General features: G+C 70.9%; 18 protein-coding genes. 12 read left to right on the top strand and 6 right to left on the bottom strand.

The genetic code is table 11. The annotated features are described in order from the left end of the window. Nucleotides 1-6 precede the first annotated feature (6 nt). Nucleotides 7-951 (top strand): hypothetical protein, encoded by a 945-nt coding sequence (locus ACIQZN_RS24000; protein WP_403997403.1) that lies wholly within the window; start codon nt 7-9, stop codon nt 949-951. Here ACIQZN_RS24000 and ACIQZN_RS24005 read toward each other — a convergent pair. Further along, complete coding sequence (locus ACIQZN_RS24005) at nt 948-1,406, bottom strand: DUF3093 domain-containing protein (protein WP_403997405.1); 459 nt, start codon at nt 1,404-1,406, stop codon at nt 948-950. The two genes, ACIQZN_RS24000 and ACIQZN_RS24005, sit on opposite strands and share 4 nt — an antisense overlap. Before the next feature lie 57 nt (nt 1,407-1,463). Here ACIQZN_RS24005 and ACIQZN_RS24010 point away from each other — a divergent pair, with 57 nt between their 5' ends. The 8 genes from ACIQZN_RS24010 (at nt 1,464) to ACIQZN_RS24045 (ending at nt 8,965) form a co-directional block, all read left to right on the top strand. After that, nucleotides 1,464-2,048 (top strand): PaaI family thioesterase, encoded by a 585-nt coding sequence (locus ACIQZN_RS24010; RefSeq protein WP_026171827.1) that lies wholly within the window; start codon nt 1,464-1,466, stop codon nt 2,046-2,048. Continuing rightward, nucleotides 2,045-2,581 carry a dUTP diphosphatase gene (gene dut / locus ACIQZN_RS24015; protein WP_403997408.1) on the top strand — a complete coding sequence of 179 codons (537 nt, stop codon included), beginning with the start codon at nt 2,045-2,047 and terminating at the stop codon, nt 2,579-2,581. The genes ACIQZN_RS24010 and dut overlap by 4 nt, the downstream gene beginning before the upstream one ends. A gap of 1 nt (nt 2,582) precedes the next feature. Continuing rightward, complete coding sequence (locus tag ACIQZN_RS24020; protein WP_403997411.1) at nt 2,583-3,347, top strand: DUF3710 domain-containing protein; 765 nt, start codon at nt 2,583-2,585, stop codon at nt 3,345-3,347. A gap of 178 nt (nt 3,348-3,525) precedes the next feature. After that, nucleotides 3,526-4,260, top strand: a complete 735-nt coding sequence (locus ACIQZN_RS24025; protein WP_403997414.1) for an ABC transporter ATP-binding protein — start codon at nt 3,526-3,528, stop codon at nt 4,258-4,260. A 143-nt stretch (nt 4,261-4,403) separates the two neighbouring features. Then, a complete protein-coding gene (locus ACIQZN_RS24030) occupies nt 4,404-6,947 on the top strand; it encodes an ATP-binding protein (RefSeq protein ID WP_403997417.1) in 2,544 nt (847 codons plus the stop codon). Nucleotides 6,948-7,009: 62 nt separating this feature from the next. Beyond that, nucleotides 7,010-7,702: a response regulator gene (locus tag ACIQZN_RS24035; RefSeq protein ID WP_073967462.1), complete on the top strand. Its 693-nt coding sequence runs from the start codon at nt 7,010-7,012 to the stop codon at nt 7,700-7,702. A gap of 87 nt (nt 7,703-7,789) precedes the next feature. Next, a complete protein-coding gene (locus ACIQZN_RS24040) occupies nt 7,790-8,206 on the top strand; it encodes an OB-fold nucleic acid binding domain-containing protein (RefSeq protein WP_403997420.1) in 417 nt (138 codons plus the stop codon). Nucleotides 8,207-8,209: 3 nt separating this feature from the next. Then, nucleotides 8,210-8,965: a DUF3159 domain-containing protein gene (locus tag ACIQZN_RS24045; protein WP_365684464.1), complete on the top strand. Its 756-nt coding sequence runs from the start codon at nt 8,210-8,212 to the stop codon at nt 8,963-8,965. Nucleotides 8,966-9,021: 56 nt separating this feature from the next. On the opposite strand, the gene ACIQZN_RS24050 is transcribed toward ACIQZN_RS24045, so the two are convergent. Together ACIQZN_RS24050 and ACIQZN_RS24055 are read right to left on the bottom strand one after the other, a co-directional pair. After that, nucleotides 9,022-9,699, bottom strand: a complete 678-nt coding sequence (locus tag ACIQZN_RS24050; protein ID WP_018105403.1) for a TrkA family potassium uptake protein — start codon at nt 9,697-9,699, stop codon at nt 9,022-9,024. Beyond that, nucleotides 9,699-10,367 carry a TrkA family potassium uptake protein gene (locus ACIQZN_RS24055; RefSeq protein WP_018105404.1) on the bottom strand — a complete coding sequence of 223 codons (669 nt, stop codon included), beginning with the start codon at nt 10,365-10,367 and terminating at the stop codon, nt 9,699-9,701. Before ACIQZN_RS24055 ends, ACIQZN_RS24050 begins: the two co-directional genes overlap by 1 nt. Nucleotides 10,368-10,698: 331 nt before the next feature. Between ACIQZN_RS24055 and ACIQZN_RS24060 the strand changes: the two genes are divergently transcribed. Both ACIQZN_RS24060 and ACIQZN_RS24065 read left to right on the top strand, forming a co-directional pair. Beyond that, a complete protein-coding gene (locus ACIQZN_RS24060) occupies nt 10,699-12,747 on the top strand; it encodes an APC family permease (RefSeq protein WP_403997425.1) in 2,049 nt (682 codons plus the stop codon). Between the two features lie 107 nt (nt 12,748-12,854). Continuing rightward, on the top strand, nt 12,855-14,210 hold the full coding sequence (locus tag ACIQZN_RS24065; RefSeq protein ID WP_403997428.1) for a class I SAM-dependent RNA methyltransferase: 1,356 nt from the start codon (nt 12,855-12,857) through the stop codon (nt 14,208-14,210). A gap of 76 nt (nt 14,211-14,286) precedes the next feature. Here the strand turns inward: ACIQZN_RS24065 and ACIQZN_RS24070 are convergent, their stop codons facing one another. Both ACIQZN_RS24070 and ACIQZN_RS24075 read right to left on the bottom strand, forming a co-directional pair. Next, a complete protein-coding gene (locus ACIQZN_RS24070; protein ID WP_403997615.1) occupies nt 14,287-16,482 on the bottom strand; it encodes an OmpL47-type beta-barrel domain-containing protein in 2,196 nt (731 codons plus the stop codon). Between the two features lie 14 nt (nt 16,483-16,496). Beyond that, nucleotides 16,497-18,989 carry a ThuA domain-containing protein gene (locus ACIQZN_RS24075; RefSeq protein ID WP_403997431.1) on the bottom strand — a complete coding sequence of 831 codons (2,493 nt, stop codon included), beginning with the start codon at nt 18,987-18,989 and terminating at the stop codon, nt 16,497-16,499. 199 nt (nt 18,990-19,188) lie between these two features. Between ACIQZN_RS24075 and ACIQZN_RS24080 the strand changes: the two genes are divergently transcribed. Continuing rightward, complete coding sequence (locus tag ACIQZN_RS24080) at nt 19,189-20,175, top strand: multicopper oxidase domain-containing protein (RefSeq protein WP_403997434.1); 987 nt, start codon at nt 19,189-19,191, stop codon at nt 20,173-20,175. Between the two features lie 81 nt (nt 20,176-20,256). On the opposite strand, the gene ACIQZN_RS24085 is transcribed toward ACIQZN_RS24080, so the two are convergent. After that, on the bottom strand, nt 20,257-21,036 hold the full coding sequence (locus ACIQZN_RS24085; RefSeq protein ID WP_403997437.1) for a glycoside hydrolase family 16 protein: 780 nt from the start codon (nt 21,034-21,036) through the stop codon (nt 20,257-20,259). Nucleotides 21,037-21,224: the final 188 nt, after the last annotated feature.

Below are 21,224 nucleotides of genomic sequence, written 5' to 3' on the forward strand. Positions count from 1 at the left end.
TCGGCCGTGGCAGGGGACACACCGTTCCGCAAGCGGCGCCCCTGGGGCAGAAGGCCACCGGAGGCGCACCAGGGCGGTACAGGCCCGGCAGAGGGCGCGAAGGCGCCTGCCGAGCGGTCCGCCCTGCCACCCTCGCCGGACGGACAGGATGACGAGCGGGGCCTGCAGGCGGCCTCGCTCGAAGCAGCCGAAGTAGCGGTACGCGCAGCCCGTGAGGCTGCCGGAGTCGACACGGCCGATGGGGCCGGACAGGTCGGCAGGACGGAGCCCGTGACCGGGGCAGGCCGTCTGAGTTCAGTGAAACGGGGCGTACGCAAGGGCGGGGAGAGCGCCAAGGAAGCGATCGGTCATATCGCGGACCTGATCATCCACATCGCTCCCCGCGTCCCTGTGCGCGACCTCGACACCCTGCGCAAGCACTTTCCCGGCCTCGGGCCGGAGGAGATCGCGGACCGGCTCGTCGTGGGCGCGAGCCGCGCGACCGCCACCGTCGGCGCCGGAATCGGCGCGGCGGCCATGATGCCCGTGCCGCCCGCGATGCTCGCCGAGCTGGCCGCCGAGGTCACCGGCGTCGCCGCCATAGAGATGAAGCTCGTCGCCGAGCTGCACGAGGTCTACGGACGCCGTCCCCCGGGCGGCATCGGCCGGCGCTCCACCGCCTACCTCACCGCCTGGACCGAGGAGCGCGGCATCGAGGTCACCCGCCCCGCATCCGTCGACGCGGCACTGAGCGGCCGGATGAAGCGCGAGCTGCGCCGCCAGATCATGAAGCGCACCGTGCGCGACCTGCCGAGCTTGATCCCGTTCATGGTCGGCGCCGCGATCGGCGCGTCCATGAACCGGCGCGATACCAGGAAGCTCGCCGAACGGGTCAGGAAGGACCTGCGCGAGAAGCAGATCCCCTGGGACCGCCTCCCGGAACAGCCGCCCCTGAGACCTGAGAGCCCTTAGGCCCGGACCGCCGCGTTCAGCGCGGCCACCAGGGCCTGCGGGTCGCGCGTCGAGAGATAGACGTACGGGGTCGGGTCCTCGGGGTCGGTGACCTCCACCCGGACCGCCGTCGGGATGTAGCTGCGCAGCAGCATGAAGGCCCGGACGTCCGCCTTATGCGTGCGCCAGGCGCGCGCCTCCTCGGCGTCCAGCACCTCGGCCCCGCCGAGCGCCGAGACCGGGATCCGGGCGTCCCCCGCGACGAGCGCGCCCGCGACCACCCGGATGCGGGCGGAGCCGTACGAGCTGACCGCGACGGCCGACAGGACCGTGCCGCCGGCCAGGCCGGCGAGGAGCGGCAGGGTGCCCAGCGGCAGCAGCATCAGCGCGCACGCGATGCCGATCAGGACGGCGATCAGCCACCACGAACGGGGCGCGGTGAGACGTTCGTCGTAGGGCGGGGTCGAAGGCTGCATGGCTCCAGCTTGGCACGGCGCGACCGCCGGGTATCCGCGCGGGTAAGGTCTGCGCCTGTGAGTGGAACATCTGCGGCTCTGACGCCCCCGGCCGACGCGGTGAAACCGGTCCGGCACCCCGAAGCCCCGGCCCCCGGCGAGCTCCTCGGCGCGCACTACGAGCACTGCTTCGGCTGCGGCTCCGGACAGCCCCACGGACTGCACCTCCAGGCGCGGGCCGGCGAGGGCGTCCGGGTGACCGCCGAGTTCACCGTGAAAGCGGCCCACCAGGGTGCCCCGGGCCTGGCGCACGGCGGGGTGCTCGCCACGGCGCTGGACGAGACGCTCGGCTCGCTGAACTGGTTGCTGCGGGTCATCGCGGTCACCGGACGGCTGGAGACCGACTTCGTGCGGCCCGTCCCCGTCGACACCGTGCTGTTCCTCGACGCCGAGGTCACCGCCGTGCACGGGCGGAAGATCTACTCCCGCGCGACCGGCCGGATCGGCGGCCCGGACGGGCCGGTCGCGGTGCGGGCCGACGCCCTCTTCATCGAGGTCAAGGTCGACCACTTCATCGAAAACGGCCGGCCGGCCGAGATCCAGGCCGCCATGGCCGATCCCGACCAGGTCCGGCGCGCCCGCGCCTTCGAGGTGAACCCGTGACGCGCCACCCCGTCGACGTCCTGATCCGCCGGGTCGACCCGGATGTTCCGCTTCCGTCCTACGGGCACCCCGGCGACGCGGGCGCGGACCTGGTGACGACCGAGGCCGCCGTGCTGGCGCCGGGGGAGCGGGCCGTACTGCCCACCGGGGTTTCGATCGCCCTGCCCGACGGGTACGCCGCGTTCGTGCACCCACGATCCGGTCTCGCCGCCCGCTGCGGAGTCGCCCTGGTGAATGCCCCGGGGACGGTCGATGCCGGGTACCGTGGAGAGATCAAAGTGATCGTCATCAATCTCGACCCGCGCGAGTCCGTGCGGTTCGAGCGGTTCGACCGGATTGCCCAACTGGTCGTGCAGCAGGTCGAGAAGGTGCGCTTCCACGAGGTGTCGGAGCTTCCCGGCTCGGCGCGGGCCGAAGGGGGCTTCGGGTCCACCGGCGGCCATGCCGCCGTTGATGTTGATGGCGTCCGGGGCGGGGTTCCCCAGGGCGGGAACGGCTACGCTTCGGTCGAATCCGACCGGGAAGGACAGTGACGTGTTCGGACGTCGCAAGAACAGTGGTGCCGCCGATGACACGGCGGCCGAGGCGCGCGAGGCCGAGCAGGTCGTCGACGAGCAGGATGACGCCGAGGGCGAGTCCAGCCGGACGAACCTTCCGCCGGCGCCGCGCCCGGACGGTCCGTGGGACATCAGCGAGGTGTCCCAGCCCGGCGACGGCCGGGTCGACCTGGGCGGCATCTTCGTGCCCGGCGTCGAGGGCATGGAGCTGCGCGTGGAGGTCGCCGGCGACGCGATCGTCGCCGCCACCGTCGTGATGCGCGACAGCGCGATCCAGCTCCAGGCTTTCGCCGCCCCCAAGAAGGAGGGCATCTGGGGCGAGGTCCGCGAGGAGATCGCCTCGGGCATCACCCAGCAGGGCGGCATCATCGACGAGGTCGAGGGCCCGCTGGGCTGGGAGCTGCGCGCTCAGGTCCCCGTACAGCTGCCCGACGGGGCGAACGGCGTGCAGCTGGTGCGCTTCGTCGGCGTCGACGGCCCGCGCTGGTTCCTGCGCGGTGTGATCTCCGGCCAGGGCGCCGTGCAGCCGGAGGCCGCCGGGCTCCTGGAGTCGGTCTTCCGGGACACCGTGGTCGTCCGCGGCGAGGGCCCGATGGCCCCGCGCGACCCGATCGTCCTCAAGCTCCCCAACGACGCCCAGATGGTCCCCGAGGGCGTGCAGCAGGAGGAGCAGGAGGGCTCGAAGTTCTCCGGTGGCATGGCGGGCCTCCAGCGCGGTCCCGAGATCACCGAGGTGCGCTGACCGGCACCCGCGGACACCGGCCGGTGGGCCGCACCCCTTTCCCGGGGGTGCGGCCCACCGGCTTTCGCCTGCGCCGGCGCGTACGGCCGGTGACCGGGGCGCACCCCGGCATTGCCCGGTCCCGTGTCGCCTGCACATACTGGCGGCCGACAGGACCGAGGACCCACGGGGGAGCGCCATGACCGAGAACACCGCCGACACCAGCACCGGCGGGGGAGCCGGCACGGCGGTCGCCGACGGCCCCATGGTCCGCGTCGAGGACCTGCACCGCTCCTACGGCTCCGGCCCGGGAGCGGTGCACGCGCTGCGCGGCGTCTCCTTCGAGGTGCCGCGCGGCGAGCTCGTCGCCCTCAAGGGGCGCTCCGGCTCCGGCAAGACGACCCTGCTCAACCTCGTCGGCGGCCTCGACGCCCCGGACGGCGGCCGGATCACCGTCGACGGCACCGATCTCTCCTCGCTCGGCGAGAACGGGCTGCTGGAGCTGCGCCGGGACCGGATCGGCTTCATCTTCCAGTCGTTCGGGCTGATCCCGATCCTCACCGCCGCCGAGAACGTGGGCGTGCCCCTGCGGCTGCGCAAGGCCGACCCCAGGGAGCGCGAGGAGCGGGTGTCGCTGCTGCTCTCCCTCGTCGGCCTCGCCGACCACGCCGCCCAGCGCCCCGGAGAGCTCTCCGGCGGCCAGCAGCAGCGCGTGGCCATCGCCCGGGCGCTCGCCAACCGGCCCGCCCTGCTGATCGCCGACGAGCCGACCGGACAGCTCGACGCCGAGACCGGCCTCGCGGTGATGGAGCTGCTGCGCGCCGTCGTGCACAGCGAGGGCGTCACCGCGCTGGTCGCCACCCACGACGCCCAGCTCCTCGGCCTCGCCGACCGGGTCCTCGAACTCGGCGACGGCCACATCATCGAGCACTGACCAGCAGCCGGGGAAGTGGTATCAGGGTTACGTCAAATCCCGACGCTTCCCCACCCCCCGTCCGATATGCCGGAAATTCGCCAGGTACTTTCGAACCATGGCTGCCGCGGCGGCAGCCGCCTGTTCCGGAAGACAATGGGGCCATGGCGCGCGGCAAACTTCGGATCTACCTCGGTGCGGCACCCGGCGTCGGCAAGACGTACGCGATGCTCGCCGAGGCGCACCGGCGCGTCGAACGCGGCACCGACTGCGTCGTCGGCTTCGTGGAGCACCACGACCGCCCGCGCACCGAGACCCTGCTGCACGGCCTCGAAGTCGTCCCGCGCCGCGAGATCGAGCACCGTTCGGCCGTGTTCACGGAGATGGACATCGACGCCGTCCTGGAGCGCGCCCCGGCCGTCGCCCTGGTGGACGAGCTGGCCCACACCAATGTGCCCGGCTCCCGCAACGCCAAGCGCTGGCAGGACGTCGAGGAACTGCTCCAGGCCGGCATCGACGTCGTCTCGACCGTCAACATCCAGCACCTGGAATCCCTCGGCGACGTGGTCGAGTCGATAACCGGCGTCCGCCAGCGCGAGACCGTGCCCGACGAGGTCGTCCGCCGCGCCGACCAGCTCGAACTGGTCGACATGTCGCCCCAGGCCCTGCGCCGCCGCATGGCCCACGGCAACATCTACAAGCCCGACCGGATCGACGCCTCCCTCTCCAACTACTTCCGCCCCGGCAACCTCACCGCCCTGCGCGAGCTGGCCCTCCTCTGGGTCGCCGACCGGGTCGACGAATACCTCCAGCAGTACCGGGGCGAGCACAACATCCGCACCACCTGGCAGGCCCGCGAACGCATCGTCGTCGGCCTCACCGGGGGCCCCGAGGGCCGCACCCTCATCCGCCGCGCCGCCCGGATGGCCGCCAAGGGCTCCGGCAGCGAGATCCTGGCCGTCTACATCGCCCGCAGTGACGGGCTGACCTCGGCCTCGCCCAAGGAGCTGGCCGTCCAGCGCACCCTCGTGGAGGACCTGGGCGGCACCTTCCACCACGTCATCGGCGACGACATACCCTCGGCGCTCCTGGAGTTCGCCCGGGGCGTCAACGCCACCCAGATCGTCCTGGGCTCCAGCCGCCGCAAGACCTGGCAGTACATCTACGGACCCGGCGTCGGCGCCACCGTCGCCCGCGAGTCCGGCACCGACCTCGACGTCCACATCGTCACCCACGACGAGGTCGCCAAGGGCCGCGGCCTGCCCATCGCCCGGGGCGCCCGCCTCGGCCGGGCCCGCATCATCTGGGGCTGGGCGGTCGGCGTCGGCGGCCCGGTCCTCCTCGCGGTGCTCCTCAAGGCCCTGGAATCCGGCCCCGGGCTCGCCAACGACGTCCTGCTCTTCCTCTTCATGACCGTCGCCGCCGCCCTGATCGGCGGACTGCTGCCCGCCCTCGCCGCGGCCGCCGCCGGCTCCCTGCTCCTGAACTACTGGTTCACCCCGCCCACCCACACGCTCACCGTCCAGGACCCGGAGAACTTCGTCGCCATCGTGATCTTCTTCGCGGTGGCCGTCGCGGTGGCCTCCGTGGTGGACCTCGCGGCCCGCCGCACCCACCAGGCCGCCCGGTTGCGCGCGGAGTCCGAGATCCTGTCGTTCCTGGCCGGCAGCGTGCTGCGCGGCGAGACCACGCTCGCCGCGCTCCTGGACCGGGTCCGGGAGACCTTCGGCATGGGGTCCGTCGCCCTGCTGGAACGCCGCAGCGACGTCGACCCCTGGACCTGCGCCGGAAGCGTCGGCCCGGCCCCGGCCGCCCGGCCCGAGGACGCCGACGTGGACATGCCCGTCGGGGACCACATGGCCCTGGCCCTCACCGGCCGGGTGCTGCCCGCCGAGGACCGCCGGGTGCTCGGCGCGTTCGCCGCCCAGGCCGCCGTCGTCCTGGACCGCCAGCGCCTGGTGGACGAGGCCGAGGAGGCCCGCAGACTCGCCGAGGGCAACCGCATCAGGACCGCGCTCCTGGCTGCCGTCAGCCACGACCTGCGCACCCCGCTCGCCGCGATCAAGGCCGCCGTCTCCTCCCTGCGCTCGGACGACGTCGCCTGGTCCGAGGACGACGAGGCGGAGCTCCTGGAGGGCATCGAGGCCGGCGCCGACCGCCTCGACCACCTCGTCGGCAACCTCCTGGACATGTCCCGCCTCCAGACCGGCACCGTCACCCCGCTCATCCGCGAGATCGACCTGGACGAGGTGGTCCCCATGGCGCTGGGCGGCGTCCCCGAGGACAGCGTCGACCTGGACATACCCGAGACGCTGCCCATGGTCGCCGTCGACCCCGGGCTCCTGGAGCGGGCCGTCGCCAACATCGTGGAGAACGCCGTGAAGTACAGCCCCGACGGCGACCGCGTCACCGTGGCGGCCAGCGCGCTCGGGGCCCGCGTCGAACTCCGGGTGACCGACCGCGGCCGGGGCGTCCCGGACGAGGGCAAGGAGCGCATCTTCGAGCCCTTCCAGCGGTACGGGGACGCCCCGCGCGGCGCCGGGGTCGGCCTCGGCCTCGCGGTGGCCCGGGGCTTCGCCGAGTCCATGGGCGGCACGCTGGACGCCGAGGACACCCCCGGCGGCGGCCTCACCATGGTGCTGACCCTCAAGGCGGCCCCCGGCCACGCCCCCGCCGCCCCCGGCCTTCCCGCGCGGATCACCTCGTGAACCGCCCGGACCGCCCGGACCTCCACGCACCGACGTACGCCCAGCAGAAAGGCAGGACCCCGATGACCCGGGTGCTTGTGGTCGACGACGAGCCGCAGATCGTACGCGCCCTCGTGATCAACCTGAAGGCGCGCAAGTACGAGGTGGACGCCGCGCCCGACGGGGCCACCGCCCTCCAGCTCGCCGCCACCCGCCACCCGGACGTCGTCGTGCTCGACCTCGGGCTGCCCGACATGGACGGCGTCGACGTGATCCGGGGCCTGCGCGGCTGGACCCGGGTCCCGATCCTGGTCCTCTCGGCCCGCCACACCTCCGACGAGAAGGTCGAGGCGCTGGACGCGGGGGCCGACGACTACGTGACCAAGCCCTTCGGCATGGACGAGCTGCTGGCCCGGCTGCGGGCCGCGGTGCGCCGGGCCGAGCCGGTCGGCCAGGACGGGGGCGACCAGGTCGTCATCGTGGAGACCGAGGGCTTCACCGTCGACCTCGCCGCGAAGAAGGTCCACCGCGACGGCCGCGACGTACGGCTCACCCCCACCGAGTGGCACCTCCTGGAGGTCCTGGTCCGCAACGGCGGCCGGCTCGTCAGCCAGCGCCAGCTGCTCCAGGAGGTCTGGGGGCCCTCGTACGGCACCGAGACCAACTACCTGCGCGTCTACATGGCCCAGCTCAGGCGGAAGCTGGAGGCGGACCCCTCCCACCCCCGCCACTTCGTCACCGAACCCGGCATGGGTTACCGCTTCGAGCGCGCCTGAAACCGGCGGACGGGCGCGCGCGTGTCCTCCGTACGGGTGAGACGGCGGCCACCCGCCATGACCTCGCGGGACCGGTACCCTTCGGGTATGAGCGCTGTTCCTCGATCCGAGAAGCCCCACAAGGGCGACCGGCCTTCCGGTCGCTTCCGGCGCATGCTCGACCGGCTTTCCAGCTCCCAGGAGGACCTGGAGTGCGAGGAGCTGGAGGAGGACGCGCAGGCATCGGGGTGCACCCGGATCTCCGAATGCACCGACCGCCAGATCGTGAAGGTCACTGGTACCTTGCGGACGGTCACCCTGCGGCCGCGCGCCGGAGTGCCCGCCCTGGAGGCGGAGCTCTTCGACGGCACCGCACCGCTCGACGTGGTCTGGCTCGGCCGCCGCTCCATCCAGGGCATAGAACCGGGCCGCAAGCTCATCGTCTCCGGCCGGATCGCCATGAGCCACGGCCGCCGGGTGCTGTTCAACCCCACATACGAACTCCGACCGCTCGGCAAGGAGTAGCCGGTGACGTCTCTCGACAAGCCGACGTCCGACACGGACCGCACCACCGACCAGCAGGAGGCCGACAGCAGGGCGGTCACCGAGGCCGCGCTCTTCGAAGCCTTCGGCGGCGTGAGGGGCATGGTGGAGACGGTCCTGCCCGGGCTGCTCTTCGTCACGATCTTCACCATCAACAAGAACCTCACCTACTCGGCCATCGCGGCCCTGGCGGTGTCGCTGGCGCTCGTGGTCGTCCGGCTGATCCGCAAGGACACCGTCAAGCACGCCTTCAGCGGCGTCTTCGGTGTGGCCTTCGGCGTGGTCTTCGCCAAGATGACGGGCAACGCCAAGGACTTCTACCTCCCGGGCATGCTCTACACGCTGGGCCTCGCCCTGGCCTACCTGGTCACCGCGGTCGCCGGCCTGCCGCTGATCGGCCTGATCCTGGGCCCGGTCTTCAAGGAGAACCTCTCCTGGCGCACCCGTAACCCCGGCCGCAAGAAGGCGTACACCAAGGCCAGCTACGCCTGGGGGCTGATCCTGCTCGCCAAGTGCGCGATCCTCTTCCCGCTGTACTGGTGGGCCGACACCACCCAGTTCGGCTGGGTGCTGGTCGCGCTGAAGATCCCGCCGTTCCTGCTGGCGGTCTATCTGACCTGGGTCTTCCTCGCCAAGGCGCCCCCGCCGATCGACGTCTTCGCCGAGATGGAGGCGGAGGAGGAGGCCGAGAAGGCCCGCAAGGCGGCCGCCGCCGAAGCGGCCAGGGGCCAGGAGTTCTGAGACGTACGAGAGGGGGCCCCGTCACCAGCCGGTGACGGGGCCCCCTCTCGTACGTCTTACGCCTCCGAGTCGCCCCGGCGGACCGACAGCAGGTCCTCCAGCTGCTCCTCGCGCGCCTGCGCGGCCACGAACAGCAGCTCGTCACCGGCCTCCAGGCTCTCCTCCGGGCTCGGGGTCAGCACCCGCTGACCCCGGATGATCGTCACCAGTGAGGTGTCCTCCGGCCAGGCGACCTCCCCGACCTGCGTCCCCGCCAGCGCCGACTCCGGCGGCAGGGTCAGCTCCACCAGGTTCGCGTCGCCGTGGCTGAAGCGCAGCAGCCGGACCAGATCGCCGACGCTCACCGCCTCCTCGACCAGCGCCGACATCAGACGCGGCGTGGACACCGCCACATCGACGCCCCACGACTCGTTGAACAGCCACTCGTTCTTCGGGTTGTTCACCCGGGCGACGACCCTCGGCACGCCGTACTCCGTCTTGGCCAGCAGCGAGACCACGAGGTTCACCTTGTCGTCGCCCGTCGCCGCGATCACGACGTTGCAGCGCTGGAGCGCCGCCTCGTCCAGCGACGTGATCTCACAGGCGTCCGCGAGAAGCCACTCGGCCATCGGCACCCGCTCCACCGAGATGGCGGTCGGCGCCTTGTCCACGAGCAGCACCTCGTGCCCGTTCTCCAGCAGCTCGCCCGCGATGGAACGCCCCACCGCACCGGCCCCGGCAATCGCGACACGCATCAGTGACCGCCCTCCTCGGGGCCCTCGGCGAAGGCCGCCTCGACCTTCGCGATCTCGTCCGTACGCATCATCACGTGGACGAGGTCGCCCTCCTGGAGCACCGTCTGCGACGACGGCAGAATCGCTTCGCCCAACCGGGTGAGGAACGCGACGCGCACGCCCGTCTCCTCCTGGAGCGTGCTGATCTTGTGGCCGATCCAGGACGGCGTGGTGTGCACCTCCGCGAGCTGCACCCCGCCGCTCGGGTCGCGCCAGAGCGGCTCCGCGCCCGACGGCAGCAGCCGGCGCAGCATCTGGTCCGCCGTCCAGCGCACCGTCGCGACCGTCGGGATGCCCAGCCGCTGGTACACCTCGGCGCGCCGGGGGTCGTAGATCCGGGCCGCGACGTTCTCGATGCCGAACATCTCGCGCGCCACCCGGGCCGCGATGATGTTGGAGTTGTCGCCGGAGCTCACCGCCGCGAACGCGCCGGCCTCCTCGATCCCCGATTCGCGCAGCGTGTCCTGGTCGAACCCGACCCCGGTGACGCGACGGCCGCCGAACCCGGAGCCGAGGCGCCGGAACGCCGTGGGGTCCTGGTCGATGACGGCGACCGTGTGCCCCTGCTGCTCCAGGGTCTGCGCGAGAGCGGCTCCCACTCGCCCGCAGCCCATGATGACGATGTGCACCTTGCGCCTACCTCGCAGTCCTGGTCGTCCGGCTGACCTGCGAAAACACCCTGCTCACACTCTTTCCTCGGCTGGCCGGGCAAACAACGGGGCAACGGTGTGTCCCGTCGCCCGGTGACGAGCTTATGCGGCGCGGGTCGCGTCGCCTCATCCGAGTGTGCGCATCGCGGCGCGCGTGTGGCAAAGACGACGTGCCCGGGGCGCCTTCCGGCGGCGTGGCGCAAGGATTGCGTTAAGGATTCCGTGGCGTTTCCGGCCGAGTGCAGGAGATTGGCGGGCCACGCCGGTGCAGCGGGGGCGGGCCCCATACGGAACCCTTACGATCCTCTGCGTGTCCAAACTGACCGACGTGCCCAAACGGATCCTGATCGGACGGGCCCTGCGCAGCGACAAGCTGGGGGAGACGCTCCTCCCCAAGCGCATCGCGCTTCCCGTCTTCGCATCCGACCCGCTGTCCTCGGTGGCGTACGCACCCGGAGAAGTCCTCCTCGTGCTGTCCATCGCGGGTGTGTCGGCGTACCACTTCAGTCCCTGGATCGCCGTCGCGGTCGTGGTCCTGATGTTCACGGTCGTCGCCTCCTACCGGCAGAACGTCCACGCCTACCCGAGCGGCGGCGGCGACTACGAGGTCGCCACCACCAACCTCGGCCCCAAGGCCGGGCTCACCGTCGCCAGCGCGCTGCTGGTCGACTACGTGCTGACCGTGGCCGTGTCGATCGCCTCCGGCGTGGAGAACCTGGGCTCCGCGATCCCCTTCGTGGTCGAGCACAAGACGGCGTGCGCGGTCGCCGCCATCGTCGTGCTGACCCTGATGAACCTGCGCGGCGTCAAGGAGTCCGGGAAGCTCTTCGCCATCCCCACGTACCTCTTCGTGGCCGGCGTCTTCATCATGATCATCTGGGGCGCCTTCCGCGGGCTCGTCCTCGGCGACACCATGCACGCCCCGACCTCCGCGTACACGATCAAGCCCGAGCACCAGGGGCTCGCCGGTTTCGCGCTCGTCTTCCTGCTGCTGCGCGCCTTCTCCTCCGGTTGTGCGGCGCTCACCGGTGTCGAGGCGATCAGTAACGGCGTGCCCGCGTTCCGCAAGCCGAAGAGCAAGAACGCCGCGACCACCCTCGCGATGATGGGCCTGCTCGCCGTCACCATGTTCTGCGGCATCATCGGCCTCGCCATGGCCACCGACGTCAAGATGGCGGAGAACCCGGCGAAGGACCTGATCAGCAACGGCCGCCCGGTCGGCGCGGGCTTCACCCAGGACCCGGTCATCTCGCAGGTCGCGGCCGCGGTCTTCGGCGACGGCACGTTCTTCTTCGTGATCCTCGCCGCCGCCACCGCCCTCGTCCTCTTCCTGGCCGCGAACACCGCGTACAACGGCTTCCCGCTGCTCGGCTCGATCCTGGCCCAGGACCGCTATCTGCCCCGCCAGCTGCACACCCGCGGCGACCGGCTCGCCTTCTCCAACGGCATCGTGCTGCTGGCCGGAGCCGCGATCCTGCTGGTCGTGATCTACGGGGCCGACTCGACCCGGCTCATCCAGCTGTACATCGTCGGCGTGTTCGTCTCCTTCACGCTCAGCCAGACCGGCATGGTCCGGCACTGGAACCGCCATCTGGCCGTCGAGAAGGACCAGGCCAAGCGCCGCCACATGATCCGCTCCCGGGCGATCAACACCTTCGGCGCCTTCTTCACGGGCCTGGTGCTCGTCGTCGTCCTCGCCACGAAGTTCACCCACGGGGCCTGGGTGGCGCTCCTCGGCATGGTCATCTTCTTCGGCACGATGACCGCGATCCGCAAGCACTACGACCGGGTCGCCGAGGAGATCTCCGCCGACGAGACCGCCCCGGACGAGTCGATCCGCCCCTCCCGGGTCCACTCGATCGTCCTGGTCTCCAAGCTCCACCGCCCCACTCTGCGCGCCCTCGCCTACGCCAAACTGATCCGCACGGACCACCTGGAGGCCCTGTCGATCAGCGTGGACCCGGCCGAGACCAAGGCCCTCAGGGAGGACTGGGAGCGGCGCGGCATCAACGTACCGCTGAAGATCCTCGACTCCCCGTACCGCGAGGTGACGCGCCCGGTCATCGAGTACGTCAAGGGCCTGCGCCGCGAGAGCCCGCGCGACGTCGTGAGCGTCTACATCCCGGAGTACGTCGTCGGGCACTGGTACGAGCACCTGCTGCACAACCAGAGCGCCCTGAGGCTCAAGGGCCGGCTGCTCTTCACACCCGGTGTGATGGTCACCTCGGTCCCGTACCAGCTGGAGTCCTCCGAGGCGGCGAAGAAGCGCGCCCGCAGGCGGGCCGACTGGAGTGCTCCGGGCTCGGTGCGCCGGGGACCGGTGGAGCGCAAGCAGAAGGAGCCGACGCCCAAGGGCTGAGGCGGCGACCGCCGCGCGTGGTCGGCGGCCGGGCGACACCCACGTAGACTCGTAGGTTGTTGTCCGGCCGCCGGCCGTTTCCCTTCCCTCCCTGGAGCCCACCCCTCATGCAGAACGAATCCACGTCGCCGCAGACCGGGGAGACGCAGCCGGAGTCGCTGGTCGGGCGGGAGTACGAGGTCGAGGTCGGCCCGGTCGCGCACGGCGGCCACTGCATCGCACGCACCGACGAGGGCCGGGTGCTGTTCGTACGCCACACCCTGCCGGGCGAGAAGGTCGTCGCGCGGATCACCGACGGCGCCGAGGACTCGCGCTTCCTGCGGGCGGACGCGGTGGAGATCATCGAGGCGTCCAAGGACCGGGTGCCGGCCCCCTGCCCGTTCGCCGGCCCCGGCAAGTGCGGCGGCTGCGACTGGCAGCACGCCAAGCCGGGCGCCCAGCGCCGCCTCAAGGGCGAGGTCATCGCCGAACAGCTCCAGCGCCTCGCGGGCCTCACCCCGGAGGAGGCCGGCTGGGACGGCACGGTCATGCCGGCCGAGGGCGACAAGCTCCCGGCGGGCGAGGTGCCGGCCTGGCGGACCCGGGTCCAGTACGCGATCGACGAGGACGGCCGCGTCGGCCTGCGCAAGCACCGCTCGCACGACATCGAGATCATCGACCACTGCATGATCGCCGCGCCCGGGGTCTCCGAGCTGGGCGTCGAGCAGCAGGACTGGCCCCAGATGGCCACGGTGGAGGCCATCGCCGCCACCGGCTCCCACGACCGCCAGGTCATCCTGACGCCCCGCCCGGGCGGCCGGCTGCCCCTGGTCGAGCTGGACAAGCCGGTCTCCGTCCTCCGCGTGGACGAGCGCGACGGCGGCGTGCACCGGGTCCACGGCCGCGGCTTCGTCCGCGAGCGCGCCGACGACCGCACGTACCGCGTCGGCTCCGGCGGCTTCTGGCAGGTCCACCCGCAGGCCGCGAACACCCTGGTCCGCGCGGTCATGCAGGGCCTGCTGCCCCGGAAGAACGACACGGCCCTCGACCTCTACTGCGGTGTCGGCCTCTTCGCCGGCGCCATCGGCCAGCGCATCGGCGAGAAGGGCGCGGTCCTGGGCATCGAGTCCGGCAAGCGCGCGGTCGAGGACGCCCGCCACAACCTGGCGGACCTGGACCGCGTCCGCATCGAACACGGCAAGGTCGACCAGGTCCTGCCCCGCACGGGCATCACCGAATGCGACCTCATCGTCCTGGACCCGCCCCGCGCGGGCGCCGGCCGCGCCACGGTGAAGCAACTGGTCGCCCTGGGCGCCCGCCGCATCGCGTACGTGGCCTGCGACCCGGCGGCGCTGGCCCGGGACCTGGGGTACTTCCGGGACGGGGGGTACCGGGTGCGGACACTGCGGGCGTTCGATCTGTTCCCGATGACGCATCATGTGGAGTGCGTGGCGATTCTGGAGCCCGCTGAGCGGGCGTCCTGAGCAGAGGATCCCGCCGGGCGCAGCCGAGCCGGGTCAGGAGGAGTCCTGACCCGGCTCGGAGCCCTTGGTTACGGCCCTACAGGTCCTTGACCCGGACGTCCCGGTAGGAGATGACGTCCGTCGTGCTGTGCACCTGCAGTCCGATGTAGCCGGCCGCCCAGCGCCGGCCGTCGGTGCCGGGGTCGTCCCCGCGTGCCGGGTAGAAGTCCTGGCCGCCGATGTTGTCGAACTCGTTGATCAGCACGCCGTTGCGGAAGACCGAGAAGTGCTGGTCCACCACCCGGATCTCGTAGTCGTTCCAGGTACCCTTCTGGGTGACCTGGGCGCCGGCGAGGCCGACCCGGTCGAAGCCGTAGACCGACCCCGACTTGTACATGTCGCCGCTCGGGCTGTCGAACGCCTGGATCTCGTGCCCGTACTTGATCGCCGCCCACTCCGGGCGCGGTTCCTCGGGGTGGTCGTGGATCTGGGGGAAGCGCACGAAGATGCCGCCGTTGGCGTTGGCCGTGCCCGGGGCGTCGTCCCGCCACTGGAGCTTGAGCGAGAAGTCGCCGTACGTGCGCTCGGGGAACCAGAGCATGCCCAGGCCGTCCTTGGTGGTCCCGCTGGTGATCGAGCCGTCGGCGTTACGCGTGAACGAACCGCCGCCCACCTGCTCCCACTTGGCGAAGGTGGCCGGGTCCTCGCCGAGGATCGTGCGGTAGCCGTCCGTCTGGCCCGGCGTGCCGATGCCGGACTCGCGGGCGGCCTGCTTGATCGCCTTCACCTCGCGCTGGTCGACGACGCCCTCGGCCTTCAGTGCGGCCGTGACCTCGCCCACGTGCTTGACGAAGAGCGCCTGGGACGTCCACTCCTTCTCGTCCTCGATCAACTCGTTGATCCGGCAACGGCTGTTGGTCACCCGGTTCGGCACACCGGTGTCGACCGTGCCGACGATCACGGTGAGCCGCTCGTCGTACTCCGGGCAGCCCGGCGCCGGTACCCCGCCGCCGGAGACCACGGAGAAGCTGACGCTCAGCGGCGCCGAGGTGTTGCCCGCCTTGTCCGTCGCCCGGTAGGCGACGGTGTGCCGCCCGGCCCGGTCCACCACCACGGGCGCGGTGTAGGCCAGATACGGCCCCGCGTCCAGGGAGTACTCCACCCCGGCCACGCCGGAACCGCCCTCGTCGGTCGCGCTCACGCCGACCTCCGCGTGGCCGACGTAGGCCCCGGCGGAGTTCTTCGTGCCCTTGACGGTGGCGCCGGTCACCGGCGGCGTGGTGTCCTGCGGCGGGGCGGCCACGACGGTGAACCGCACGTTCTTCTCGGCGGCGGCGTTGCCCGCCTTGTCGGTGGCCCGGTAGCGCACGGTCTGCTCGCCGACCTGATGCACCATCACCGGCCCGTTGTACGGCTGCCAGGCGCCGCCCGAACCGACCGCGTACTCGATGGTGTTGACGCCGGAACCGGTGTCGGAGGCGGTGACGGTCACCGTCGCCATGTCGATGTAGTCGCCGCTCCCGTCCTTCTCCCCGCTGACCGTCGCCGAGGTCTCCGGCGCGGTCGTGTCGTCGGTCGGCGGGGCGGCCACCGTGAAGGTCTCGTTCTTCTCGGCGGCGGCGTTGCCGGCCTTGTCGAACGCCCGGTAGCGCACCGTCTGTTCGCCGACCTGGTCCACCACGACCGGTGCCGTGTACGGCTGCCAGGCGCCGTCGGCGCCCACCGCGTACTCGATCCGGTCCACGCCGGAGCCGTCGTCGGTGGCGGTGACCGTGACGGTCGCCGAACCGACGTACTGGCCCTCGGCGTTCTGGGTGCCGGTCACCTTCGCCGAGGTCTCCGGCGCGGTGGTGTCGTCACCGCCGCCGCCCTCCGTCACCGTCAGCACGCCCGTCATGGAGCTGTGGCCCGGGATCGTGCAGTGGTAGAAGTAGCGGCCGGGGGAGAGGGTGACCTCGGCGGTGTGCTTGCCGCCCTGGTCGTCACCGGGGTTGGCCAGGATGTTCAGCTGGACGTCGGTGTTGTACTCCGGGTCGCTGGTACTGAAGGTCAGCGTGTGCGGCATTCCGGTGGTGTTGCCGGTGGCCTCGCTGTTCTCGAAGACGATCGTCGCCGCTCCGGCGACCGCTGTCTCCGGGAAGCTGGCGTATTTGGTGATGTCGTCGCCGGCCGTCCAGGTGAGCACCTGTGCGGCGGCGGCCTGTGGGGTCCGGTCCTCACGTGTTCCGGCCGCCGACGTGGTCGTCTGCAGTCCGAGTACCAGCAGCAGGCCCGCCAGCAGGGCGGCCCACACTCTTCGTTTGCCTGTCACTGCGTCCCCCTTGCCAGCAGGCCGGCGGCCGGGGTCGGCCCCCCGCCCTTGTAGGTGACCTTCCACAGCGCCGACTTGGCGTCCGAGGTGAAGAAGCCGCGCCCGTAGTCGAGGACGTACAGCGCGCCGTCCGGGCCGAACTTCCAGTCCATCAGGTTCTTGATGCCGTCGTTGCCGACCGGCACGATCTTCTTCAGTGACTCCGAGTGCACCGGGATCCCGCCGTCGCCTTGCGTCTTCGGGTCCATCAGCACCGCGTTGCGCGGCTGGTCGGCGTCGTAGAAGTCGCCGACGAACCACTTGCCGTCCCAGTACTCGGGCCACTTCACCGCGCTGCTGTTCGCGGCGTCGTAGCGGTAGACCGGGCCGTCCATCGCGGCCTGGCCGCCGCCCTTGAGCCACGGCAGCCGGTAGGTCGCCTCCGACTCCTTGTACGACGGAACGCCGTTCGCGTCGCGCGGGTAGTCGGGGCCGCCGCCCTGCGGGGAGTACCAGATGTTGTTGCCGGTGACCGGAGGCAGGTTGACCAGCCCGTCGTTGTTCGGCGACTCGTTCTTCGGGTGGTCGCAGTCGTACCAGCCCAGCGGCTTGGTCGGGTCGGGCAGATTGCGGTCACGGTAGGGCTGCTTGTTGCCCATGCAGTACGGCCAGCCGCGGTTGCTCGCCTTGGTGATCACGGCGAAGGTGTCGTACTTGGCCGGGCCCCAGGTCGTCGACGGGGCACCGGCGTCCGGGCCGACCCAGCCGGCGTAGAGGGTGTCGGTGGCCTTGTCGACCGAGATGCGGGCCGGGTTGCGCACGCCCATCACGTAGATCTCGCCGCGTGTCTTGCCGCCTCCCTCGGCGGTCTCCTTGCCGGTGAACAGGTTGCCCTCGGGGAGGGTGTAGGTGCCGTCCTGTTCCGGGTGGATGCGCAGGATCTTGCCGTTGAGGTTGTTCGTGTTGCCGGCGGTGCGGCGCGCGTCGGCGAAGGAGACGCCCTTGAAGTTGGGCTGCGGGTTGTTGCCCGAGTAACCGTCGCTGAAGCCGCTGGAGTTGTTGTCACCGGTGGCGATGTACAGGTTGCCCTTGGAGTCCCAGGCCAGCCCGCCGCCCGCGTGGCAGCAGCTGTGGATCTGCACCGGCCACTTCAACAGCACCTTCTCACTGGCCATGTCCAGCTTGCCGGTGGTGTTGTTGTAGGTGAACCGCGAGACCCGTCGCTCGGCCATGTGCGTGTCGCGGTTGATCTGCGCGTGCGGTGTGTAGTGCAGGTACACCCAGCCGTTCTCGGTGAAGCGCGGGTCCAGCTCGATGCCGAGCAGGCCCTCCTCGACCTTGGTCAGCTCCTCGCCGCCGCCCTTGTTGCCGAAGACGGTCAGCTCGCCGGCCAGGGTGACCTTCTTGTTCTTCGGGTCGTAGACGTGGATCTGGCCCTTGCCCTTGCCGACGTCCGGGTCGTTCCAGTCGGTGATCACCGGCTGGGAGGCGTCGGCGCCGCCGCGGCCGATGTAGAAGACCCGGCCGTCGGGTGCGGTGACGAGGCCGTGCGGCTCGCCGATCTGGTCGTTCTGCCCCGGCTGGTTGGGCTGGGTGAGCCGCTCCGCCTGGTAGTTGGCGGTGATGGTGGCTGTGCAATCGGCCTGCGCGAGGCGCGTGGTCCACATCAGGGCGCCGCGCAGATGGGTGCGGAAGTCGGTCTCGTCGTAGGAAGAGGCCGTGCCGCCCATGGCGGTGTAGAAGGACCGGCCGCCGTCGTAGTCACGGCACCAGCTGACCGGGTGGTCGGTGCCGTTGGCGCCGGTGCCCGGCTTGTACGTCGACTCGCGGACGCGGGCGACGGTGTGCACCTCGCCGGAGGGGTTCTTCGCCCAGTTGAGCCACTGGTCGGGGCGCTTCCACTCCAGCGGCAGGTCCTTGGTGGCCGGGTTGCGCCGGTCGCCGACCTCCACGGTGGCCCGCTGCACCGCGGGCGCGGCGCCGGCGGCGGGGCGGGCACCGACCAGGCCGGTGAACCAGTCGGAGTACGGCTCGGCGCGAGCCGCGTCATGGAGGCCGACGAAGCCGCCGCCGGCCTCCATGTATGCCTCCAGGCCCGACTCCTGATCGGCGTTCAGAATGTCGCCGCCGCCGGTCAGGAAGACGATGGCGTTGTACTTGCCCAGCTTCCGCGCGTTGGTGAAGACCGAGGCGTTGCCGGTGGCCTCGGTGGTGAACCGCTCCGCGGCCGGGCCGGTCTGCCCGATGTGCTCGATCGCCGCGATGCCGGCGTTCACGACGGGCGACTCTTCGCCGGCCGCGGCGGAGCCGTAGAAAACCAGGACGCGCACGTCGGAGCCGCCGGGTGGCGACTTGATGGACATCGTTGTCAGGGATGGTTCCGGCGCCGGGCGCGCGCTGGCGGACGTACCCGACAGCAGGCCGGCGGTGACGAAGCCCGCGGTCAGGGCCGCGGTCCAGATCCGTCTGTGCCGGGCCTTGGTGCTCGATCCTCTGTGGTGCACGGGCATGTGATGCGATGTCAACCGCATGTGGTGACCCCACCCTCCTCGGTCGGAGCGACAGCGCTGAGGAAGCTAGACCTCTTTTCACGGTTCGCCAAGAGGTATCACCGGGATCGACCGAACTTTGTCCTGAGTGTGGATAAACGAACGGGCAGCCGGTACCGTCCCACAGGCCCTGAGCCCATACCTCTGCGGGGAGTTCGGCATGGACAGACGCGCTTTCAACCGACGTGTGCTGCTGGGCGGCGCCGTGGCCGCGACATCGTTGTCGGTCGGTCCCGAGCTGGCCGGTGCCGCACCGACCGCCGCCGTCGCGGCCGGCACGGCGCCGGCCGGCGGGCAGGTGCGCCACCTCAAGATGTACGCCGAGAAGCTGCCCGACGGGCAGATGGGCTACGGCCTGGAGAAGGGCAAGGCGAGCATCCCCGGCCCGCTGATCGAGCTGATCGAGGGCGACACGCTGCACATCGAGTTCGAGAACACCATGGACGTCACCGCGAGCCTCCATGTCCACGGCCTCGACTACGAGATCTCCAGCGACGGCACCAGGATGAACCACAGCGAGGTCGAGCCCGGCGCCACCCGCACGTACACCTGGCGCACCCACACCCCCGGCCGCCGCGCGGACGGCACGTGGCGGGCGGGCAGCGCCGGCTACTGGCACTACCACGACCACGTCGTCGGCACGGAACACGGCACCGGTGGCATCCGCAAGGGTCTGTACGGGCCGGTGGTCGTGCGCCGAAAGGGCGACGTCCTGCCGGACGCCACGCACACGATCGTCTTCAACGACATGCTCATCAACAACCTGCCGCAAGGCCCGAACTTCGAGGCGACCGTGGGTGACCGCGTCGAGATCGTCATGATCACGCATGGCGAGTACTACCACACCTTCCACATGCACGGACACCGCTGGGCGGACAACCGCACCGGCATGCTCACCGGCCCCGACGACCCCAGCCAGGTCATCGACAACAAGATCTGCGGCCCCGCCGACTCCTTCGGCTTCCAGATCATCGCCGGCGAGGGCGTCGGCGCCGGGGCGTGGATGTACCACTGCCACGTCCAGAGCCACTCCGACATGGGCATGGTCGGCCTGTTCCTGGTGAAGAAGCCGGACGGCACGATCCCGGGCTACGAGGAGCACGACCACGGCACTCATGGCACGATGCCCGCTCCCAAGGCCCATTGACCTCAAGGAGTCGCGCCCTGCGGGCAAAAGGGAACCGCCGGGGAGCCGTCGCTCCCCGGCGGTGATGTCACTTCGGTGGGATCAGTACTTGGTGTACTTCATCCAGTCGTAGCGGGCGGTCAGCGGCGTGCCCGGGTAGCTGAACGGGCCGAGCCAGCTGTCGACCCCGGTGCCGGGCCACAGGTTGGTCATGATGCGCATCGGGTGGGTGGGGAGGGCGCCGCGCGAGCCGTCCTCCTGGTGGACGAGTTTGCCGTCCACGAACCAGTTGATGGTTCCCTGGTTCCACCACTCGATGGCGTAGTCGTGGTACCCAGCGGAGGCGTCGAACCCGAGGTTGATGACGGTCTCGTGGCCGCCGACGCCGTTGGTGAAGTAGTTGGTCTGCATCTGGTTGGTGTTCTTGCCGAGGATCTCGACGTCGATCTCGTCCCAGGGCTGACCGTCGCTCGGGCCGGTGTACGTGAAGAACCCGGTCACCGTGCCTTCGCGCTTGACCGCCTGGAGGCGGGTCTCGAAACGGCCGTACGAGTACACGTCGTTGGTGCGGTACTCACCGGACGCGTAGGGCTTGCCCGAGCAGCCGGAGGGGCAGCTCGCGGTGTCGAGGTTCTGCCCCATGACACCGCCGCTGAACCAGGTGTGATCGGCGCGCCAGCCGGCGTTGAACATCCCGCCGTTGGACCAGCCGTCGGACTTGCTCCAGAGGCCGGTGTTGTAGGAGTCGAAGTTGTCGGTGAAGCTGCCGCCGGCGGCGTACGCCGGGGTGGAGACCGGGTTGAGGATCAGTGCGAGGGCGGCGGCCGGCGCGAGTAGCCAGCGGTACTTGCGGAACCGTCGTGAAGCCGTGCGGGATTGCATGACTGCCTCCTTGGGGGGACGCGAATGCGGCAGGCGGGAGAGGTTCGGCGTCCGCCGGTGACACAACCGTGCGGGGACAGGACGCCTTTGGTGCGGGGACGTGCACCGCTCGACCACGATCTTCCGTGCACCACCGGTGGGGGGAACCGAGAGTCGCGGTGTGGTACAGGCCCGAGGGCGCATGGGTG

The sequence above is a fragment of the Streptomyces sp. NPDC097595 genome, from assembly GCF_044761525.1.
Taxonomy (GTDB): domain Bacteria; phylum Actinomycetota; class Actinomycetes; order Streptomycetales; family Streptomycetaceae; genus Streptomyces; species Streptomyces drozdowiczii_A.

What these genes read in the sequence shown, in the direction of transcription:
- ACIQZN_RS24065 (WP_403997428.1), top strand. Translation starts at nt 12,855, where the DNA reads ATGCAGAACGAATCCACGTCGCCGCAGACCGGGGAGACGCAGCCGGAG.
- ACIQZN_RS24050 (WP_018105403.1), bottom strand. Translation starts at nt 9,699, where the DNA reads ATGCGTGTCGCGATTGCCGGGGCCGGTGCGGTGGGGCGTTCCATCGCG.
- ACIQZN_RS24080 (WP_403997434.1), top strand. Translation starts at nt 19,189, where the DNA reads ATGGACAGACGCGCTTTCAACCGACGTGTGCTGCTGGGCGGCGCCGTG.
- ACIQZN_RS24035 (WP_073967462.1), top strand. Translation starts at nt 7,010, where the DNA reads ATGACCCGGGTGCTTGTGGTCGACGACGAGCCGCAGATCGTACGCGCC.
- ACIQZN_RS24085 (WP_403997437.1), bottom strand. Translation starts at nt 21,036, where the DNA reads ATGCAATCCCGCACGGCTTCACGACGGTTCCGCAAGTACCGCTGGCTA.
- ACIQZN_RS24005 (WP_403997405.1), bottom strand. Translation starts at nt 1,406, where the DNA reads ATGCAGCCTTCGACCCCGCCCTACGACGAACGTCTCACCGCGCCCCGT.
- ACIQZN_RS24030 (WP_403997417.1), top strand. Translation starts at nt 4,404, where the DNA reads ATGGCGCGCGGCAAACTTCGGATCTACCTCGGTGCGGCACCCGGCGTC.
- ACIQZN_RS24075 (WP_403997431.1), bottom strand. Translation starts at nt 18,989, where the DNA reads ATGCCCGTGCACCACAGAGGATCGAGCACCAAGGCCCGGCACAGACGG.
- ACIQZN_RS24025 (WP_403997414.1), top strand. Translation starts at nt 3,526, where the DNA reads ATGACCGAGAACACCGCCGACACCAGCACCGGCGGGGGAGCCGGCACG.
- ACIQZN_RS24040 (WP_403997420.1), top strand. Translation starts at nt 7,790, where the DNA reads ATGAGCGCTGTTCCTCGATCCGAGAAGCCCCACAAGGGCGACCGGCCT.